Genomic DNA, 18,352 nt, shown 5'->3' on the forward strand with positions numbered 1-18,352 from the left:
ACGCCGCTTTGTGGCGCCGCAGCCGCTATCATTGCCCCCTATGACTTCCAACGCCACTTCCCCCATCCGTACCCGCTTCGCGCCTTCGCCCACGGGCTTTTTGCACTTGGGCGGCGCGCGCACCGCGCTGTTCTCCTGGGCGTTCGCACGCCATCACCAAGGCACGTTCGTGCTGCGCATTGAAGACACGGACGTCGAGCGCTCCACGCCGGAAGCCGTGCAGGCCATTCTGGACAGCATGGAATGGCTGGGCATGCAGCCCGACGAAGGCCCCTTCTACCAAATGCAGCGCATGGACCGCTACCGCGAGGTGGTGGCGCAGATGCTGGCCGCCGGCACCGCTTACCATTGCTATAGCTCGCCCGAGGAAGTGGAAGCCATGCGGGAAGCCGCCCGCGCGCGCGGCGACAAACCGCGCTATGACGGCACGTGGCGCCCGGAACCGGGCAAGACGCTGCCCGCCGTTCCCGAAGGCCGCAAGCCGGTGGTGCGCTTCAAGAATCCCCAGGAAGGCGCCACGTCATGGAACGACATGGTCAAGGGCACGATCAGCTTCGACAACACCGAACTGGACGACCTGATCATCGCGCGCCCCGACGGCACGCCCACCTACAACTTCTGCGTCGTGGTCGACGACTGGGACATGGGCATCACCCACGTGCTGCGCGGCGATGACCACGTCAACAACACGCCGCGCCAGATCAACATCCTGCGCGCGCTGGGCGCGACGCTGCCCGAATACGGCCACGTGCCCATGATCCTGGGCCCGGATGGCGAAAAGCTGTCCAAGCGCCACGGCGCGGTCAACGTCATGGAGTACGACAACGAAGGCTATCTGCCCGAGGCCATGATCAACTACCTGGCCCGCCTGGGCTGGAGCCACGGCGACGACGAGCTTTTCTCGCGCGAACAATTGGTGTCGTGGTTCGACACCAAGCATTTGTCGAAGTCCGCGTCGCAATGGGATCCGAAGAAGCTGAACTGGGTCAACGCCCACTACATCAAGCAGATGGACAACGCGGAACTGGCCGAGCGCGTGGCGCCGCGCGTGGCGAACCGTGGCGGCCATCCGGAAAAGATTGATCTGCCGGGCGTGATGGGCTTGTTGAAAGACCGCGCGGAAACGCTGGAGCAACTGGCCGACGGCGCCATGTTGTTCTGCGCGCCGTTCACGCCCGCCGCGCCGGAACTGGTCGAACAGCACCTGACGCCTGCCGCGCGCGAAGCGCTGGCTGACTTCGCGCAGCGCGCCAAGGATACGGACTGGACCCGTGAAGCGCTGTCGGCCCTGATCAAGGCGGTGCTGGCCGACCGTGGCTTGAAGATGCCGCAACTGGCGATTCCGCTGCGCGTGGCGGTGACGGGTCAGACCCAGACGCCGGCGGTTGATGCGGTGTTGGCGTTGCTGGGTAAGGAAACGGTGCTGGGACGGTTGGGGGGGGTTTAAGGTTTGGGGCCCTTGGTGGCGCTGGTGTTTTTGGGGCCCCACCATGGGTTGCGAGTGATCGGCGGTGGTGTTCGGTGTAGAACCGCATGGGTTGCGCGCGATCGACACTAGTGTTCTTTTGGGCGCGGTCTCGCGCTTCACCCATCCTACGGGGTTGAGGGTTTGGGGCGGGTTTTCAGGGCGCGGGCGAAGAAGGCGCCTAGCAGGGGGAGCAGGATGGCGGAGCCGCCGAAGAGGGCTGCGGCGCCTATCTCGTCTACTACCGCGCCCGCCAGCGCCACGCCGGCCGCCTGGCCCATGAACAGGCAGGATGCAAACCAGGCCACAGCAGTGCCGCGCGCTGACGGCACCATCTGCGTGGCGTTGGTTTGCAGGGTGGCGTGCAGCAGGTAATAGCCAAAGCCGGCCAGCACGCTGGCAAGCAGGCTCCACATCCACACCGGCCCCAGTAAGTACGACAGGAAGGCCACGCCCAGCACCAGGCCGCCCGCCACCGCCAGGCCGCGTTCACCCAGGCGCTTGAGGATGCGGCCGGCCACCACCGTGTAGATCAGCCCGCCCACCGCGTAGACTGCCACCAAGGCGCCCGCGGCAGTCAGCGAAATATCGAAGCGTTCGTGCAGATAGGACGGGGCAAACGCCAGCGCACCAAAGACCAGCAGGCCTTCGACGAACACCGTCGCCAACACGATACGCGCCCAGGGGGTGCCCAGCACCAGCCGCGCCTGCCCCACAAAGCCCTGGCGGACGGCGTTGGGGTCCACCTGCGCAAAGCCCGCCGCGCGTTGGCGGCGCACTTCCAGGTGCAGCAGCACGCCAACGATCAGGTAGCCGGCCACCAGCGAGGCAAAGGCCCAGCGCCAGCCCACCGTATCGGCGAACAAGCCGCCGGCCAATTGGCCGGCCGACATGCCGAGGATGGTGCCGGTCAGAAAGCGCGCCAGCGTTGCCTGCCGGCGCTCATAGGGCACGTTGTCGCCGATCCATGCCATGGAGAGCGGGACGATGCCCGCCCCTGCCGCGCCCGACACGGCGCGGCACAAGACCAACATATCCAGGGAATCCGCCATGACGGCGCCGGCGCTGCCCACGGCGCAGGCCACCGTCGCCACGCTGACGACGCGGTACTTGCCGTAGCGGTCGCCCACCGGGCCGAAGAACATCTGCAACACGCCATAGGCCACGGCAAACGCCGTCACCACGCGCGCGGCCTGCCCGGTAGATGTGCCGAATTCCGCCGCCAGTTGCGGCAGCATGGGATCACAGATACGGAAGGCGCTGGCGCTGACGAAAGCAGCCAGGGCAAGCAGCGCGATGGCGCGTGCTTCAGAAGACATGGCGGGCATGGGAAACCGGCGGCAAGGCAAAAGTCGAAGCCCGCACCTTACCGCAGCCAGCCCATCCTGGCGCGGCGGACGCACGCAGTGTCCGCCCCGCGCAACGGTCAGTAAGGCAGGCGGTAGCCCTGCGGCATGCGACGCGCGGTCACCAATTGACCGCCGCTCTTGAGCTCGCGCAGCGTCAGCTTGGCGCGCTCGACCTTTTCGACGCGGTAGCGGCTCAGGTAGATGGGGTCCTTGGTATCCACGGGCTCGCCGGCGGATTTGGTCGTCTGCATCGTGTAGACGTTGTCGGCCACGGTCCAGCAGCCGGTCTCACGCAAGGCCGGACGCGCCTTGCGCCCGATCTTGAGCAACGACTCATAGGCCATGGTGCCATCGGCGGACAAGACGATCAGCGATTGCAGTTCCCCGCTGACGTCGCGCGGCCGCGTGTTCGACAGCCATGTCCCGATCATGGGGTCACCCGTTTTGGCGGGCACGCAGGCCACCGGTTTGGGCGGTGCCTCGGGCTGGCCGTCGGTGATGGCGGCGGGCTTTCTGGCCACGCAACCGGCCAGGACAAGAACGGCACAGGCGATGCTGGCCGAACGCAAATACACACTGCTCATGACTTCCTCAACACGTCTGTCGACGCGGCGTACCGATCAGACCGGCACGGGCTTCGCGCAGCAAACATGACGCACTCTAATGAGCCGCTAGGTAAGAATCAACGACGATCCGCGCCGTGTGCAATTGCGCAACAGTGCACGCCGGAATGCGCCGGTTTTAGGTGTGGAACGCGCACGAATGCGTTGGTTTCAAGCGACACCGTGGCCGTGTGTCGCGTCGGCGCTCTCTATATATAGAGAGCGCCATCCATCCCTTACAGCGGCAGCCGTTGTTCGTGCTTGATCTCGCGCAGCGCCACGATGGTGCGTGTCTGGCGGATGCCGGGCATGTTGAACAGGAAGCGGTGCAGGAAACGGTCGTACGCTTCCGGGCTTTCCACCAGGATCTTCAACAGGAAGTCGGAATCGCCGGTCACCGCATAACACTCCAGGATCTCGGGCGCGTCGCGCACCGAACGCTCGAAGTGCTCGACCGTGTTCGAGGAATGCCGCTCCAGGCTGATCTGCGCAAACATGCAGCCCAGCCCCACCTTGCTGCGGTCCACCTGGGCGCTATAGCCCTGGATGACCCCGCTGGCTTCCATCGCCTTTACCCGCCGCCACACGGGTGCGGCCGATAGCCCCACCTTGTCGGACAACTGCTGCGCCGAAGCCCGGCCGTCCTCCTGCAAGGCCTTGAGGATGCCGATATCGGTCTTGTCCATCGCTTTGTCTCCTGGTTTTTGTCGAACACGAAATGTTCATTGCGTATTATAGGGATAGCACGATCCAAAAACGCAATAAATCGGATGCTCCACGAACCTATCATGGTGCCAAATACCAGGAGCATTCATTATGGACGGCACTCCCGCCCCCGATCCCCAGTTGGACCTTGACTACCAGCTTGCCGACAACCTCACCCGAGAGTCCGGCCGCATCTTCCTGACGGGGACGCAAGCGCTCGTGCGGATCATGCTCACGCAGGCGCGGGTCGACCGCGAACGCGGGCTGAACACGGCGGGCTTTGTGTCGGGCTATCGCGGTTCGCCATTGGGTGGCGTGGACATGGCGATGTGGAAGGCGAAGAAGGCGCTGGACGCCAGCCAGATCTCGTTCTTGCCCGGCATCAATGAAGACATGGCGGCTACCGCCGTCATGGGCACACAGCAGGCCGGCGTACGCGCCGACCGCAACGTCGATGGCGTGTTCGCCATGTGGTACGGCAAGGGCCCGGGCGTGGACCGCGCGGGCGACGCGCTGCACCACGGCAACGCGGCGGGCGCCTCGCGCAACGGCGGCGTGCTGGTGGTGGTGGGTGATGACCACACCGCCGTGTCGTCGTCCATTCCGCACGCCAGCGAAGCGTCGCTGATCGGCTGGCAGATGCCCATCGTGCATCCGACCTCTATCGACGAGTATGAAACGTTCGCGCTGTGGGGCTGGGCGCTGTCGCGCTATGCCGGCACCTGGGTCGCGTTCAAGGCGGTGTCCGAGACCATCGAAAGCGGCCACTCGTTCACGCCAGCCGCCGTGCAGGACTACGACATGCCGGCCGACCCCGACATGCCGCCCGAAGCGCTGGAATATTCCGCGCGCGACTTCCTGTCGCTTGCCGTCGAAACGCGCATGAACCTGCGCATGAAAGCCGTTGCCGCGTTCGCGCGCCGCCACAGCATCGACCGCCTGACCTGTCCCGCGCCCAAGGCGACCGTGGGCATCGTCACGGTCGGCAAAGCGCACCTGGACACCATGGAAGCGCTGGCGCGCCTGGGTGTGGACACCGTCACCGCCAACGCGCCCGTGCGTATCTACAAGCCGGGCCTGACCTGGCCGATGGACGGCGGACGGCTGCTGGAGTTTGCGCGCGGGCTGTCGCACATTCTGGTGGTTGAAGAAAAAGGCGCCGTGGTCGAAAGCCAGATCAAGGATCTGCTGTTCAATTTGCCCGAGCGCCCGACGGTCATCGGCAAGAAGGGCTTTGATGGCGAAACGCTGGTGCCCTCGGCCGGACAACTGCGCCCGTCGCTGCTGGCCCAGCCGCTAGCCGCCTGGTTGACGCGCACCGCCGGCCTGCCGCTGGGCGCGGACCTGGCGGCATTCGAATGCCAGGCCGCACTGTCCAACGATGCCGATGGCATGCGCCGCCGTCCCTATTTCTGTTCGGGCTGTCCCCACAGCACGTCGACCAAGGTACCCGAGGGCAGCCAGGCGCTGTCGGGCGTGGGCTGCCACTACATGGCCGCCTGGATGGACCGCGACACGGGCGGCCTGACGCAGATGGGCGGCGAAGGCGTCGACTGGATCGGCTTGTCGCGCTACACCAAGATGCCGCACATCTTCCAGAACATGGGAGAAGGCACCTATTACCACTCGGGCTATCTGGCGATCCGCCAAGCTGTAGCCGCGCGCGCCAACATCACCTACAAGATCCTGTTCAACGACGCGGTTGCGATGACGGGCGGGCAGCCGGTGGACGGGCCGATCTCGGTGCCGCAGATCTGCCAGCAGCTACGCGGCGAAAACGTGGCGCGCATCGTCGTCACCAGTGACGAGCCTGAAAAATACCAGGGCGTGGATCTGGGCCCGAACATCAAGGTGCACCATCGCCGCGAGCTGGACGCGGTGCAGCGCGAGTTGCGCGAGATTCCCGGCGTGACCGTGCTGATCCATGATCAAACCTGCGCCGCAGAGAAGCGCCGCCGCCGCAAGAAGAACCAGTTTCCCGACCCGGCACGCCGCATGCTGATCAACAGCGCGGTGTGCGAAGGCTGCGGCGATTGCGGCGTGCAATCGAACTGCCTGTCGGTGGTGCCGCTGGAAACGCCGTATGGCCGCAAGCGCGCCATCGACCAATCCAGCTGCAACAAGGACTACTCCTGCGCGGAAGGGTTCTGCCCCAGCTTCGTCTCGGTGATGGGTGGCAAGCCACGCAAGAGCGCGGCGCCCAAGACCGATCAGGAACGCCTGCAACGCCTGATCGAACAGTTGCCGCAGCCCGCCACGCCGTCGCTGGACCGCCCCTATCGCCTGCTGGTGGCCGGCATGGGCGGCACGGGCGTCATCACCATCGGCGCCATCGTGTCGATGGCCGCGCACCTGGAAGGCCTGTCGGCCGCGGTTCTGGACCTGACCGGCCTGGCGCAAAAAGGCGGCACGGTCGTGAGCCATATCCGCTTGGCCCCGGCGGGCGCGCCGGCAGGCCCCGTCCGCCTGGATTGGCAGCAGGCTGATGCCGCCATCCTGTGCGACCCGGTGGCCTCGGTGGCGCCGGATTCGCTGGGCGCGCTGCGTCGCGGGCACACCCAGGTCACGGTCAACACCTACGTTGCGCCGGTATCCGAATTCACCCGCAATCCTGATGCGGCCATGCGGCCGAAAGCGCTGCTGGCCAAGATCCGGCACGCCGCGGGCGATGCCAACACGGCCGCCATCGATGCGCACGAAGCCGCGCTGGCCTTGTTCGGCGACAGCATCCTGTCCAACATGTTCATGTTGGGCTATGCGTGGCAACGCGGCGGCGTGCCGCTGTCGCAAGCGGCCATCAACCGCGCCATCGAGCTGAACGGCGTGGCCATCGCGGCCAATCGCGCCGCCTTTGACAGCGGCCGCCTGGCCGCGCACCAGCCCGATGCGCTGGAAAGCGCCTTGCGTCCACGCGCCCAGGTCGTGCAATTGCATGTGCCGGAAACGTTCGACCGCGCCGTGGCCCGCCGCGTCGCGGACCTGACGGCCTACCAGGACGCCCGTTATGCGCGCGTCTACCAGGACGTCGTCGAAGCCGTCGCGGCGCGCGAGCGTGAATTGGCGCCCGACAGCAAGTCCCCGCGCCTGGCCATGGCCGTGGCGCGCGGCCTGTTCAAGCTGATGGCCTACAAGGACGAATACGAAGTGGCGCGCCTTTACACCGGCGACGCGTTCCAGGCGCAATTGAAGGGCCAGTTCGAAGGCGACTACAGCCTGCGCTTTCATATGGCCCCGCCGATCTTCGCGCGCAAAGACCCGCGCACCGGCGTGCCGCGCAAGATGACGTTGGGCCCGCGCACCATGACGGCACTGAAATTGCTGACGCGGATGAAGGGCCTGCGCGGCACCTGGTTCGATCCCTTCGGCCACACCGCCGAACGCAAGATGGAACGGGGGCTCGTCACCGAGTATCGCCAGACCATAGACCAACTTCTTGTAGGGTTGAACCGGGACAACATCGCGCAAGCAGCTACAATCGCCGGCCTTGCAGAAACCATCCGCGGCTACGGCCACGTGAAGGCAGCAAGCGTCGAGAAGTACCGGACGCAATTGGGTCGATTGATGCAAAGCTATACAGCACCGGCCCCGCGCGACATGCCCCTGCGGAAAACCGCATAAACAGTCGCTTTGAGCCGTGCACTACTGGGCGCGCCTTACTGGGCGCGCCCAGTGCATTTAGTAACAATCTTTTGTGAGATTCGTCATACCTTTTTCTTGTTCCCGTAGTTCTCGATCACTAGAATTAGTGTCCAACGAGGGGTGCTACACTACATGTTGTGGTCGCCTAAGCGCTGATTCTCGTCGGCCACGCCTTTTGGACTAAGCCGTCCAAGCCGTTCCGACCCCCTCAAAAGATCCACATTCATACCCGGCATGACCGCCGTCATGTCGCTATCTACGCGTTTTCGCACAGGAGCTTCCATGCAGACTACGATCGCCTCTGTGACCCGGCCTTCGGCCGTGCCGCCCTCACAAACCGATTCCCCTGCCGACGCCAATGGCGGGCAATGGGCCAGCTACAACATCATTCGCCGCAATGGCTCGGTGGTTGGGTTTGAACCCAGCAAGATCGCCATCGCCATGACCAAGGCCTTCCTGGCCGTGAACGGTGGCCAGGGCGCCGCGTCCGCCCGTGTGCGTGAACTGGTCGAGAACCTGACCAGCCAGGCCGTGAACGCCCTGGTGCGCAACCGCCCCAACGGCGGCACCTTCCATATTGAAGACATCCAGGACCAGGTTGAACTGGCGCTGATGCGCTCGGGCCAACATGATGTTGCCCGCGCCTACGTCCTGTACCGCGAGAAGCGCACGCAAGAGCGCGCCGCCGCCGCTGCAGCCGAAGGCCAGGAAAAGGCCGCCGCCGCGCCCGTGGAACACGTGCTGAACGTGACCGACGCCGGCGTGCGCCGTCCGCTGGACCTGGCTGAACTGCGCGCGACCATCGTCGCCGCCGGCGAAGGCCTGGCCGAATTCATCGACAGCGAATCCATCCTGAAGGAAACGGTCAAGAACCTGTACGACGGCATCCCCGTCGACGAAGTGTTCAAGTCGGCCATCCTGTCGGCGCGCGCGCTGGTTGAAAAAGACCCGGCCTACAGCCAGGTCACCGCTCGCCTGCTGCTGCACACGATCCGCAAGGAAGTGCTGGGCGAAGAAGTCTCGCAAGACGGCATGATCGCGCGCTACGCCGAGTACTTCCCCACCTTCATCGCCCGCGGTATCGAAGGCGGCCTGCTGTCGCCCGAACTGGCCAACTATGACCTGACCCGCCTGGGCAAGGCCTTGAACGCCAAGCGCGACCTGCAATTCGGCTACCTGGGCCTGCAAACCCTGTACGACCGCTACTTCCTGCACATCCGCGGCACCCGCATCGAACTGCCGCAGGTGTTCTTCATGCGCGTGGCCATGGGCCTGGCGCTGCGTGAAGCCGACCGCGAAGCGCGCGCCATCGAGTTCTACGAGATCCTGTCCTCGTTCGACTTCATGAGCTCGACGCCGACGCTGTTCAACTCGGGCACGCTGCACTCGCAGTTGTCGTCGTGCTATCTGACCACCGTGTCGGATGACCTGGAAGGCATCTACGACGCCATCAAGGAAAACGCGCTGCTGGCCAAGTACGCCGGCGGCCTGGGCAACGACTGGACCCCGGTGCGCGCGCTGCGCAGCCACATCAAGGGCACCAACGGCGAAAGCCAGGGCGTGGTTCCGTTCCTGAAGGTCGTCAACGACACCGCCGTCGCGGTGAACCAGGGCGGCAAGCGCAAGGGCGCGGTGTGCACGTATCTGGAATCGTGGCACCTGGACATCGAAGAATTCCTGGAACTGCGCAAGAACACCGGCGACGAACGCCGCCGCACGCACGACATGAACACGGCGAACTGGATTCCCGACCTGTTCATGAAGCGCGTCATGGAAGGTGGTGAATGGACGCTGTTCTCGCCGTCCGACTGCCCCGACCTGCACGACAAGTACGGCCGCGCGTTTGAAGAAGCGTATATCGGCCACGAAAAGCGCGTCGCCAGCGGCGAGCTCAAGCTCTACAAGAAGATGCCGGCGCTGACGCTGTGGCGCAAGATGCTGTCGATGCTGTTCGAAACCGGCCACCCGTGGATCACGTTCAAGGATCCGTGCAACATCCGTTCGCCGCAGCAGCACGTGGGCGTGGTTCACAGCTCGAACCTGTGCACCGAGATCACGCTGAACACCAACGAATCCGAAATCGCGGTGTGCAACCTCGGTTCGGTGAACCTGGTCGCGCACATGAAGCCGGCTGCCGGTGGTGGTTTCGAACTGGATCACGACAAGATCAAGCGCACCGTCAGCATCGCGATGCGCATGCTCGACAACGTCATCGACATCAACTACTACGCCGTCGAGAAGGCCCGCAATTCCAACGCGCGCCATCGTCCGGTGGGCATGGGCATCATGGGCTTCCAGGATTGCCTGCAGATGATGCGCGTGCCGTATGCATCGCAAGCCGCCGTTGAATTCGCTGATCGTTCGATGGAAGCCGTTTGCTATCACGCCTACTTCGCGTCGAGCCTGCTCGCCGAAGAACGTGGTCGCTATCAATCGTATGAAGGTTCGTTGTGGTCGCGTGGCATCTTGCCGCAAGACACGTTGAAGATGCTGCGTGATGAACGCGGTGGTCATGTTGAAGTTGATGAATCGAGCACGCTCGATTGGGATACGTTGCGCGCGCGCATCAAACAACATGGCATGCGCAACTCCAATTGCGTGGCAATTGCCCCAACCGCGACTATTTCCAATATCATTGGTGTATCTGCGTGCATCGAACCTACTTTCCAGAACTTGTACGTCAAATCGAATCTCTCCGGCGAGTTCACGGTCGTTAACGATTACCTCGTGCGTGACCTGAAGAAACTCGGTCTCTGGGACGAAGTCATGGTCGCCGACCTCAAGTACTTCGACGGCAGCCTGTCCCGCATCGATCGCGTACCTTCCGAACTCCGCGAACTCTACGCCACCGCGTTCGAAGTCGAACCGAGCTGGCTGGTTGAATGCGCGTCGCGCCGTCAGAAGTGGATCGATCAAGCCCAGTCGCTGAACATCTACATGTCGGGCGCATCGGGCAAGAAGCTGGATGACACCTACAAGCTGGCATGGCTGCGTGGCCTGAAGACCACGTACTACCTGCGTACCCTGGGCGCCACCAGCGCCGAGAAGTCCACTGGTCGCGGCGGCGAATTGAACGCCGTCACTGCTGGTGGCCAATCCACGGCCGCGGCCGTGGGCGCCGCACCTGTTTTGCCGGAACCCGAAGTTCTCGGGGCGGTTTGCACCATGCGGCCGGGCGACCCCGGCTTCGAAGAGTGCGAAGCCTGCCAATAACCGCCTCCGGAGAATTGAAATGATTAATTGGGAAGACGACACCACCGCCACGCAACCTGCTTCCCCCGCCCCCGCGGGCGGCCAGCAGGCTGCGCCCGAAGTCCGGGCGGCGACGGGTGTGTTCGGCGACACCGCCATGCCTACGCCTGCCGCGCCTGAACACGCGGCGGGTCTGGCCGCCAGCGGCGCAGCCACCGCGCAGCGCGTGAAGGTTGCCGACAAGCGCATCATCAACGGCGAAACCGACGTCAATCAACTTGTGCCGTTCAAGTACAAGTGGGCGTGGGAAAAGTATTTGGCCACGTGCGCCAACCACTGGATGCCGCAAGAGATCAACATGTCGCGCGACATCGCGCTTTGGAAGAACCCGAACGGGCTCACCGAAGACGAACGCCGCATCGTCAAGCGCAACCTGGGTTTCTTCGTCACGGCCGACTCGCTGGCCGCGAACAACATCGTGTTGGGCACCTACCGCCACATCACGGCTCCCGAATGCCGCCAGTTCCTGCTGCGCCAGGCATTCGAGGAAGCGATCCACACGCACGCTTATCAATACATCGTCGAAAGCCTGGACCTGGACGAAGCCGAGATCTTCAACGCTTATAACGAAGTTCCGTCCATCCGCGCCAAAGACGAGTTCCTGATCCCGTTCATCGACGCGATCGCGGACCCCCACTTCAAGACGGGCACGCCCGAAGCCGACCAGACGCTGCTGAAGTCGCTGATCGTTTTCGCATGCTTGATGGAAGGCCTGTTCTTCTACGTGGGCTTCACGCAGATCCTGGCGCTGGGCCGCCAGAACAAGATGACCGGCGCGGCCGAACAGTACATGTACATCCTTCGCGATGAATCCATGCACTGCAACTTCGGCATCGACCTGATCAACACCGTCAAACTGGAAAATCCGCATCTGTGGACGCCGGCTTTCCGCGAAGAAATTCGAGAACTCTTCCGCAAAGCGGTCGAACTCGAATACGCTTACGCCGAAGACACGATGCCGCGCGGCGTGTTGGGCTTGAACGCACCTATGTTCAAATCCTACCTGCGCTTCATCGCCAACCGTCGTTGCCAGCAAATCGGTATCGAACCGCTGTACCCGCAGGAAGAGAATCCCTTCCCTTGGATGGCGGAAATGATCGATCTTAAAAAGGAACGCAACTTTTTTGAAACTCGCGTGATCGAATACCAAACCGGTGGCACGCTGAGCTGGGAGTAAAGCAGTACGTCATCAGGCCCGGCGCGGGCACGCTCTGCCAACACAGAGCGTCGCGTTCGCGACAGGCTTGATGACGCGCTTCCTGGTCAGGGTGTTTTCGAACACGTAGAACAAGCGGTCGGCGGCCTGTGATCAGGCTGCGACCGGCGCCATTTGAAATGGCTCGCGCCAAAGGAGCGGGGGCCATATCAAATGGCTGTGCCGAATTCATTAGCGCAAACCGTAGTAGCTGTTGCTCGCACAGAACAGCGGCATGCGCCGATGAATAGCCCGGGCACGATTCGCTTTGTTGGCGAGTCGGGGCACGGGTTTAAGTTCTGGGACCCCTGAACCTAAGGAGCATGACCATGGCAACAGCCAAGAAAGCCGTAAAGAAAGCCGCGGCGAAGAAGCCCGCCGCCAAGAAGGCAGTCGCTAAGAAGGCCGCACCGGCCAAGAAAGCCGCTGTCAAGAAGGTAGCAGTCAAGAAAGTCGCCGCCGCCAAAAAGCCGGCAGTGAAGAAGGTTGCCGCCAAGAAGCCGGCAGCCAAGAAGGTCGTCGCCAAGAAAGCGGTAGCCAAGAAGGCCGTCGCCAAAAAGGCAGTCGCCAAGAAAGCGGTAGCCAAGAAGGTTGTCGCCAAGAAGGCCGTTGCCAAGAAAGCGGTAGCCAAGAAGGTTGTCGCCAAGAAGGCCGTTGCCAAGAAGGCCGTCGCCAAGAAAGCGGTAGCCAAGAAGGCCGTCGCAAAGAAGGCAGTTGCCAAGAAAGCCGTCGCCAAGAAGGCCGTCGCCAAGAAAGCGGTAGCCAAGAAGGCCGTCGCCAAAAAGGCCGTTGCCAAGAAGGCGCCCGCCGCCAAGAAAGCAGTTGCCAAGAAAGCGGTAGCCAAGAAGGCCCCCGCTGCCAAGAAGGCGCCTGCTGCCAAGAAGGCTCCCGCTGCAAAGAAGGCTCCCGCCGCCGCCAAGCCGGCTGCTGCCGCCAAGCCCGCTGCTGCCAAGAAGCCTGCCGCGAAGAAAGCCGCTCCCAAGAAGCCCGCAACGCCGCCCTCCACGGCTGCTGCCCCGGGTGCAAAGACCGCGCTGAATCCCGCCGCTTCGTGGCCGTTCCCCACGGGTGGCCGTCCCTAATCAGGACGGTTCGAAGCTGTAGCTTCACTAGAGCCGCCTGGCCTTGGCTAGGCGGCTTTTTTGCGTCATCCCCATCCGCCAAACGCCGCAGCAAACTTTCCACGCAGCGTGCGACAATTGATTCCTCATTTTTTCGGTGATCGCGTCCATGCTCGGTGAAATCTTCCGCTTCCTCCTCGAAATCGTGTTCACGCTGTTCGGCGCGGCATTGATTGCCCGCGCCTGGATGCACGCGATCCGCCTCCACGCCTTCAACCCGATTGCGCGCACCATCTACCAAGCCACGAACTGGCTGGTGATGCCGCTGCGCAAGGTCATTCCCGCCGGCAACAAGATCGATTGGACGAGCCTGGTCGCCGCCTGGCTGGCCGCGTTGCTGTATATCGTGCTGATCTGGCTGCTGGCGCTGGGCGCGCTGATCCCCGCCGCGCTGCTACCAGCCGCCATGGGCTCGGCCCTGATCATGACCATCAAGTGGGCGCTGAACCTGGTGGTGTGGTTGACGCTGATCCAGGCCGTGCTGTCCTGGGTCAATCCGACGGCGCCGATGATGCCGCTGCTGCAGGCGCTGACCGCGCCCATGCTGGACCCCATCCGCCGCATCCTGCCGCGCACCAGCATCGACTTTTCGCCCTTGGTGCTGCTGATCGTGGCGCAGGTGCTGCTGATGGTGCTGGCCAATCTAAGCCAGCGCATGATGGGCCTGTAGGCCAAGAAACGGGGCATCGCGCCCCGTTCTTTTTTCCGCTACGCCGGAATCCCGGCGTAGATCTCGACCAGCTTCTTGCGGTCGATTTTGTGGTTGTTCGACATTGGCAATGCCGGGCACGCCACCAGTTCCGACGGCACCATATAGGGCGGCAGACGCTGGGCCAGCCGCGCTTTGCAATCGGCCAAGGCATCGGGCGCCAGCAAACGCGCATCCGGCTCCCGCGCCACGCCCGCCACAAAACCAATCAGGCGCACCGCCGTTCCATCGGGACGGCGCAGCACCGCGCAGGCGCCGCCTTCCACCCCCGGCAGACCGTGCAGCGCCTCGTCGATTTCCGCCAACTCGATGCGATAGCCGTTCAGCTTGATCTGGTCGTCCATGCGGCCTCGGCAAAACAGCAAGCCGCCCTCTTCCATCTGGCCCAGGTCGCCCGTGCGGAAAGCGCGGCGGCCGTCTTCGTGGGTGTAGAGCTTGGCGTCGTTCAGATCGGGGCGGTTCAGGTAGCCGCGCATGACGTGGTCGCCCACGATGCAGATCTCGCCTTCGTCCACGATCAACAGGCTATCCGGCTTGGCGTGGCCCACCGGCAGTGGGTCGTGCGCTGCCAGCACGGCGTCGGTGACTTCGATCCAGGTGGTGGCCACGGTGGCTTCCGTGGGGCCATACGTGTTCAGGATGACGGCATCGGGGAACCGCTGGCGCAGCTTTTTGGCCAAGGCCGCGGGCAGCGGCTCGCCGCAGAACAGGAAAGTGCGCAGCGCAGGCAAGGTGGCCGGGGAAAAATCCCGGTTGGCCAACTGCTGGTGGGCGAATGATGGGGTCGACACCCACACCGTCACGCCATGTTGTGCCAGGCGCGGCATCCACGTGCCCGCCGCCGCGATCTGCTCGCGTGCATTCAACACGCAGGCGCCGCCCGAGGCCAGGGTGCCGAAGACCTCGTACATGGACAGGTCGAAGCTGAACGGCGCCTGGTTCATGAACACCGGTGCATCGCCCAAGCCAAAGCTGCCCAACATCCAGTCGCCCAGCAAGCCCACGCTTTCTCGGCCGATCTGCACTCCCTTGGGGTCGCCCGTGCTGCCCGAGGTAAACATGACGTAAGCCAGGCCGCGCTCGGCAAGCAACGCGCCTTCGCCTTGGGTGAACGTGCCGGCGGCGGCATCGTAGACGGCCGCGGCGCGCACGATCTCGACAATGCGGCGCAACCGCTCCACCGGGTAGATGGTGTCAACCGGCACGAACGGCGCGCCGATCAGCAGCGCGCCCACCATGGCGACGAAGAACGACGCTTCTTTGTGGCCGTAGATGGCCACCGGCACATCCGGGCCCGCGCCATGCTTGCGCGCGTTCTCCGCCCAGGCGTGCGCCTCGTCACGCAACTGCGCCCAGCTTAAAGAGCGATCGGCGGCGGCGACGGCCAAGGCGTCGGGCGACATTCCGGTATCAACGAACTGGAACGTTTTCAGGTCAAAACGCATGCCGATACTCCCAGCGTCAGATGGGGCTGCGGCCGCTGAACACGTACAGCGCCAGCGCGGCCAGAATCAAGGTAAGCACGCGGCCCAGGAACCGCATCACCGGATGCGCCAGCGTGGACTGCAAGGCGGGCCGGGTGCGCGCCGCGTTGACCAGCAGGTTGTGCCCCACCGAATACGCGCCGAACATCAGCCCGCTCACGATGTAATGCAACGACAAGCCGTTCCACACGCCCATGGCCAGCAGCGTGGCGAAGATGCCGATGTTCTGCGCCGCCATGCGATGGCGTCCGAAGAACCTGGTCTTGCTCAACGCCTTGTAGATCGGCATGAACACCACATCACGCAACCACTCCGACAAGCTGATGTGCCAGCGGCGCCAGAAGTCCTGCGGGTTCAGCGTGGCCAAGGGGTTGCGGAAGTTGATCGGCAAGGTGAAGCCGAACAGCATGCCGATGCCGATCGCCATCGTCGAATAGCCGGCGAAGTCGAAGAACAGATACGCGCTGTACAGCGAGGCGTTCAACACCACGCCCGTGAACGAATAGTCGTGCGCGTCCAGCGTGGCCAGGCCATAACGCCAGATCAGCTCGGCCAGGCCGAACTTCTGGATCACGCCCAGCATGATCAGCTCCAGCCCGGTCAGCCAGGTATTCAAATTCACGCCTTCATAGCCGCGCTTGAGATCCGCCTGGAAATTGCGCCAGCGGTACATGGGGCCGGCCAACAGCGTCAGCGGGAAGAACAGGTAGATGAAGTAGTCCAGCGGCGACACGCGCTCGTTGCGTTGCGCGAACAGCAGCACGTCGATGGCGCGGAAGGTGGCGAACGACAGGCCCAGCATCGCCCCCAGGTGCGACACGCCGGTCTTCACCAGCAGCAGCGGCGTCATGGTGATGATGACGGCCAGCCAGGTGGGAATGTAGTTGCGGCGCACGGCCCACAAGGCGCTACCCGAAATAGCCAGCAGCGCGATGGGCTGATAGGGTCGCGCCCAGAACACCGCCATCCAGACACCCAGGCAGATCACCCCGATGATGTGGCGATAGCCGATGCGAAACGGCATGCCGAACGAGCGGTATGCCAACAGGCCCAGGCCGCCGCACAGGGCGCCGCCAAAAAAGCTCAAGCTTGCAAACAATTCCATGGCGCGGCTCAGAACTGCTGATATTGGAATTCGACCTTGATCGGTCCGCCGCTGCCCGTGGTGGGCTGTGCCTGCAGCACAAACACGAGGATGACCCCGAGGTACAGACACAAATGCCAAAAAAAGCGACGCCCGGCGCCGTCTTTGCGAAAGAATTTCATCGGGAAAAGTACTCCGCAATACCTTGGTCCGCCATGGCCCAGCCCAGCTCGGCCAGGTGCATGTCGTCACGCAGCATGCCCGGTTCGAACGGGATGCTGTAAAGGTCCAGGCAACCCATCTGATAGCGCGTGCACATGCCCGTAATGGCGGCCACCACCGGATCAAAGCGCTCGACGTCCAGAATGAGCTTGGGGTTGAACGGCTGAATGACGAAGTAGGCCTTCACCTTGCGCTTTTGCAGCAAGGCCATGACACGCGACAGATCGCCCAGCTCGGCGCGGGTGATGGGGTCGACGTCGGCGAACTCGTTGCGGGCCGGCGAGTACAGCGGCGCCAGATACTGCTTGTAGTAATCGTCGCGCACGTCGTAAGGGTTATGGCCGCCCAGCCTGTGCTCCACCTCGCGCGCCTGATGCGTCAGTTGCCCCCACTGCCCTGCGTTCAAGCGCGCGGCGGACGGCCAGGACACGAAGCGGTGCGCGGGCACGGACAGCTTGGTGCGTGGGCGGTCGGGCGCGGGTTCCTGGCGGGCATGCCACCACAGCGCCAGCTTGTCTTTCAGCTCGGCCGCCTGACCGTTGGCAATCAGCCAGAGCAGCCCCCAATTCGCGTTGTCGGTGATCCAGGTCTGCATCTGCTCGCGCGTGCTGGGCTGGTCCCACAAGCGGTCCCAGACCGGGCCGGTCACGTGCTCGGCGAACGCGCTGCGCGGCAACTGACCACCCGAGGCGAACCACGCGGGCGACACCATGATCACCAGCCGCGTGTTCGGCGTCAGGGAATCCGCCACGGATTCCAGCACGCTGACGATCCCGTAAGACTGGAACATGGCGTGGCCATAGGCCAGCGTCGGCATTTTCAGTTCTTCGGGAAAGAAGCGGTAGGGAACAAAACGCAGGTCGTGGCTGGACAGCTCGGACGAGCCCAGCACGACCAGCGTGCCGTCGCTCAGGGCGTTGCCCAGACGATTCAGGTTGACGTGCTGGGTGCCCCAGTCCGGTCCCAGATTAGGCAGGTAGTTGTTCTTGCCGGCCGTGGCCGACAAGGGCGCGGCGGCGGGCGTCACGATGCGGCTGAGCAGATCGTCCGCCCCCCAATACGCGCGAACCGCCAGTGCAACCGCCGTCGCGGCAGCCGCGACGTGGGACAGCAAGCGCGTGTTACGCAGAATGGGCAGCAACATAGCCGGCAAGCGTACGGACCGACTGCAGGATTTCCGCGATTTCAGGAGCCGGGATGCTGCAGCCGTACTCCGATTCAACCGCCAGCGTGATGTCCACGGCAGCCAGGGAATCCACCAGGCCAGTGGCGATCAATTGCGTGTCGGGGGTGACTTTCTTCATGACGATCGACTCGACGATATCGCCGATCTTGGTGTGGAGTTCTTGCTCGGTATACATAAGGTGTGCGGGGCGCCTCGTCGGCGAAACACCCCCGCTCGCAGGGATTCAGGTGCTTGAGGATATAGAAAAAAGCTGAAGCTCAACTGACGGCATTCAGCCATTCAGAATGACGCCAAGATGCACTCGGTTACATCAAAAACCGGGTTTGGCCTCGTTCGCAG

The 18,352-nt window shown here is 63.7% G+C and carries 14 protein-coding genes; 6 read left to right on the forward strand and 8 right to left on the reverse strand.

Features of this window, described 5'->3' with window-relative positions:
* Nucleotides 1-40: 40 nt before the first annotated feature.
* On the forward strand, nucleotides 41-1,447 hold the full coding sequence (gene gltX, locus CVS48_RS03090; protein ID WP_100853208.1) for a glutamate--tRNA ligase: 1,407 nt from the start codon (nucleotides 41-43) through the stop codon (nucleotides 1,445-1,447).
* Nucleotides 1,448-1,593: 146 nt separating this feature from the next.
* On the opposite strand, the gene CVS48_RS03095 is transcribed toward gltX, so the two are convergent.
* The 3 genes from CVS48_RS03095 to CVS48_RS03105 all read right to left on the reverse strand — a co-directional run bounded on the left by CVS48_RS03095 (nucleotide 1,594) and on the right by CVS48_RS03105 (nucleotide 4,102).
* Nucleotides 1,594-2,793, reverse strand: a complete 1,200-nt coding sequence (locus tag CVS48_RS03095; protein ID WP_100853209.1) for an MFS transporter — start codon at nucleotides 2,791-2,793, stop codon at nucleotides 1,594-1,596.
* Between the two features lie 98 nt (nucleotides 2,794-2,891).
* Complete coding sequence (locus CVS48_RS03100; RefSeq protein WP_100853210.1) at nucleotides 2,892-3,398, reverse strand: hypothetical protein; 507 nt, start codon at nucleotides 3,396-3,398, stop codon at nucleotides 2,892-2,894.
* A gap of 254 nt (nucleotides 3,399-3,652) precedes the next feature.
* Nucleotides 3,653-4,102, reverse strand: a complete 450-nt coding sequence (locus CVS48_RS03105; RefSeq protein ID WP_046806515.1) for an Lrp/AsnC family transcriptional regulator — start codon at nucleotides 4,100-4,102, stop codon at nucleotides 3,653-3,655.
* A gap of 130 nt (nucleotides 4,103-4,232) precedes the next feature.
* Here CVS48_RS03105 and CVS48_RS03110 point away from each other — a divergent pair, with 130 nt between their 5' ends.
* From CVS48_RS03110 to CVS48_RS03130, 5 genes are all read left to right on the forward strand, one after another.
* Complete coding sequence (locus CVS48_RS03110) at nucleotides 4,233-7,739, forward strand: indolepyruvate ferredoxin oxidoreductase family protein (RefSeq protein ID WP_100853211.1); 3,507 nt, start codon at nucleotides 4,233-4,235, stop codon at nucleotides 7,737-7,739.
* 303 nt (nucleotides 7,740-8,042) lie between these two features.
* Nucleotides 8,043-10,973: a ribonucleoside-diphosphate reductase subunit alpha gene (locus CVS48_RS03115; protein ID WP_100853212.1), complete on the forward strand. Its 2,931-nt coding sequence runs from the start codon at nucleotides 8,043-8,045 to the stop codon at nucleotides 10,971-10,973.
* A 19-nt stretch (nucleotides 10,974-10,992) separates the two neighbouring features.
* Nucleotides 10,993-12,189: a ribonucleotide-diphosphate reductase subunit beta gene (locus CVS48_RS03120; protein WP_050447107.1), complete on the forward strand. Its 1,197-nt coding sequence runs from the start codon at nucleotides 10,993-10,995 to the stop codon at nucleotides 12,187-12,189.
* A gap of 347 nt (nucleotides 12,190-12,536) precedes the next feature.
* Entirely contained in the window at nucleotides 12,537-13,289 is a 753-nt protein-coding gene (locus tag CVS48_RS03125; protein ID WP_100853213.1) for a histone H1-like DNA-binding protein, read from the forward strand.
* Nucleotides 13,290-13,437: 148 nt separating this feature from the next.
* Nucleotides 13,438-13,998, forward strand: a complete 561-nt coding sequence (locus CVS48_RS03130; protein ID WP_100853214.1) for a YggT family protein — start codon at nucleotides 13,438-13,440, stop codon at nucleotides 13,996-13,998.
* A gap of 38 nt (nucleotides 13,999-14,036) precedes the next feature.
* Here the strand turns inward: CVS48_RS03130 and CVS48_RS03135 are convergent, their stop codons facing one another.
* Genes CVS48_RS03135 through CVS48_RS03155 form a run of 5 tightly spaced genes read right to left on the reverse strand, consistent with a single transcriptional unit; the run spans nucleotide 14,037 to nucleotide 18,188 of the window.
* Entirely contained in the window at nucleotides 14,037-15,482 is a 1,446-nt protein-coding gene (locus CVS48_RS03135) for a D-alanine--poly(phosphoribitol) ligase (RefSeq protein WP_100853215.1), read from the reverse strand.
* Between the two features lie 16 nt (nucleotides 15,483-15,498).
* Nucleotides 15,499-16,626: an MBOAT family O-acyltransferase gene (locus CVS48_RS03140; RefSeq protein ID WP_100853216.1), complete on the reverse strand. Its 1,128-nt coding sequence runs from the start codon at nucleotides 16,624-16,626 to the stop codon at nucleotides 15,499-15,501.
* Between the two features lie 8 nt (nucleotides 16,627-16,634).
* Entirely contained in the window at nucleotides 16,635-16,787 is a 153-nt protein-coding gene (locus CVS48_RS03145; protein WP_100853217.1) for a hypothetical protein, read from the reverse strand.
* Complete coding sequence (locus CVS48_RS03150) at nucleotides 16,784-17,971, reverse strand: D-alanyl-lipoteichoic acid biosynthesis protein DltD (protein WP_100853218.1); 1,188 nt, start codon at nucleotides 17,969-17,971, stop codon at nucleotides 16,784-16,786. Before CVS48_RS03150 ends, CVS48_RS03145 begins: the two co-directional genes overlap by 4 nt.
* Nucleotides 17,949-18,188 (reverse strand): acyl carrier protein, encoded by a 240-nt coding sequence (locus tag CVS48_RS03155; RefSeq protein ID WP_100853219.1) that lies wholly within the window; start codon nucleotides 18,186-18,188, stop codon nucleotides 17,949-17,951. Before CVS48_RS03155 ends, CVS48_RS03150 begins: the two co-directional genes overlap by 23 nt.
* Nucleotides 18,189-18,352 lie beyond the last annotated feature (164 nt).

It is taken from the genome of Achromobacter spanius (assembly GCF_002812705.1).
GTDB lineage: Bacteria > Pseudomonadota > Gammaproteobacteria > Burkholderiales > Burkholderiaceae_B > Achromobacter > Achromobacter spanius.

Coding starts and splice junctions, on each gene's coding strand:
- gltX (WP_100853208.1), top strand. CDS start 41: ATGACTTCCAACGCCACTTCCCCCATCCGTACCCGCTTCGCGCCTTCG.
- CVS48_RS03095 (WP_100853209.1), bottom strand. CDS start 2,793: ATGCCCGCCATGTCTTCTGAAGCACGCGCCATCGCGCTGCTTGCCCTG.
- CVS48_RS03100 (WP_100853210.1), bottom strand. CDS start 3,398: ATGAGCAGTGTGTATTTGCGTTCGGCCAGCATCGCCTGTGCCGTTCTT.
- CVS48_RS03105 (WP_046806515.1), bottom strand. CDS start 4,102: ATGGACAAGACCGATATCGGCATCCTCAAGGCCTTGCAGGAGGACGGC.
- CVS48_RS03110 (WP_100853211.1), top strand. CDS start 4,233: ATGGACGGCACTCCCGCCCCCGATCCCCAGTTGGACCTTGACTACCAG.
- CVS48_RS03115 (WP_100853212.1), top strand. CDS start 8,043: ATGCAGACTACGATCGCCTCTGTGACCCGGCCTTCGGCCGTGCCGCCC.
- CVS48_RS03120 (WP_050447107.1), top strand. CDS start 10,993: ATGATTAATTGGGAAGACGACACCACCGCCACGCAACCTGCTTCCCCC.
- CVS48_RS03125 (WP_100853213.1), top strand. CDS start 12,537: ATGGCAACAGCCAAGAAAGCCGTAAAGAAAGCCGCGGCGAAGAAGCCC.
- CVS48_RS03130 (WP_100853214.1), top strand. CDS start 13,438: ATGCTCGGTGAAATCTTCCGCTTCCTCCTCGAAATCGTGTTCACGCTG.
- CVS48_RS03135 (WP_100853215.1), bottom strand. CDS start 15,482: ATGCGTTTTGACCTGAAAACGTTCCAGTTCGTTGATACCGGAATGTCG.
- CVS48_RS03140 (WP_100853216.1), bottom strand. CDS start 16,626: ATGGAATTGTTTGCAAGCTTGAGCTTTTTTGGCGGCGCCCTGTGCGGC.
- CVS48_RS03145 (WP_100853217.1), bottom strand. CDS start 16,787: ATGAAATTCTTTCGCAAAGACGGCGCCGGGCGTCGCTTTTTTTGGCAT.
- CVS48_RS03150 (WP_100853218.1), bottom strand. CDS start 17,971: ATGTTGCTGCCCATTCTGCGTAACACGCGCTTGCTGTCCCACGTCGCG.
- CVS48_RS03155 (WP_100853219.1), bottom strand. CDS start 18,188: ATGTATACCGAGCAAGAACTCCACACCAAGATCGGCGATATCGTCGAG.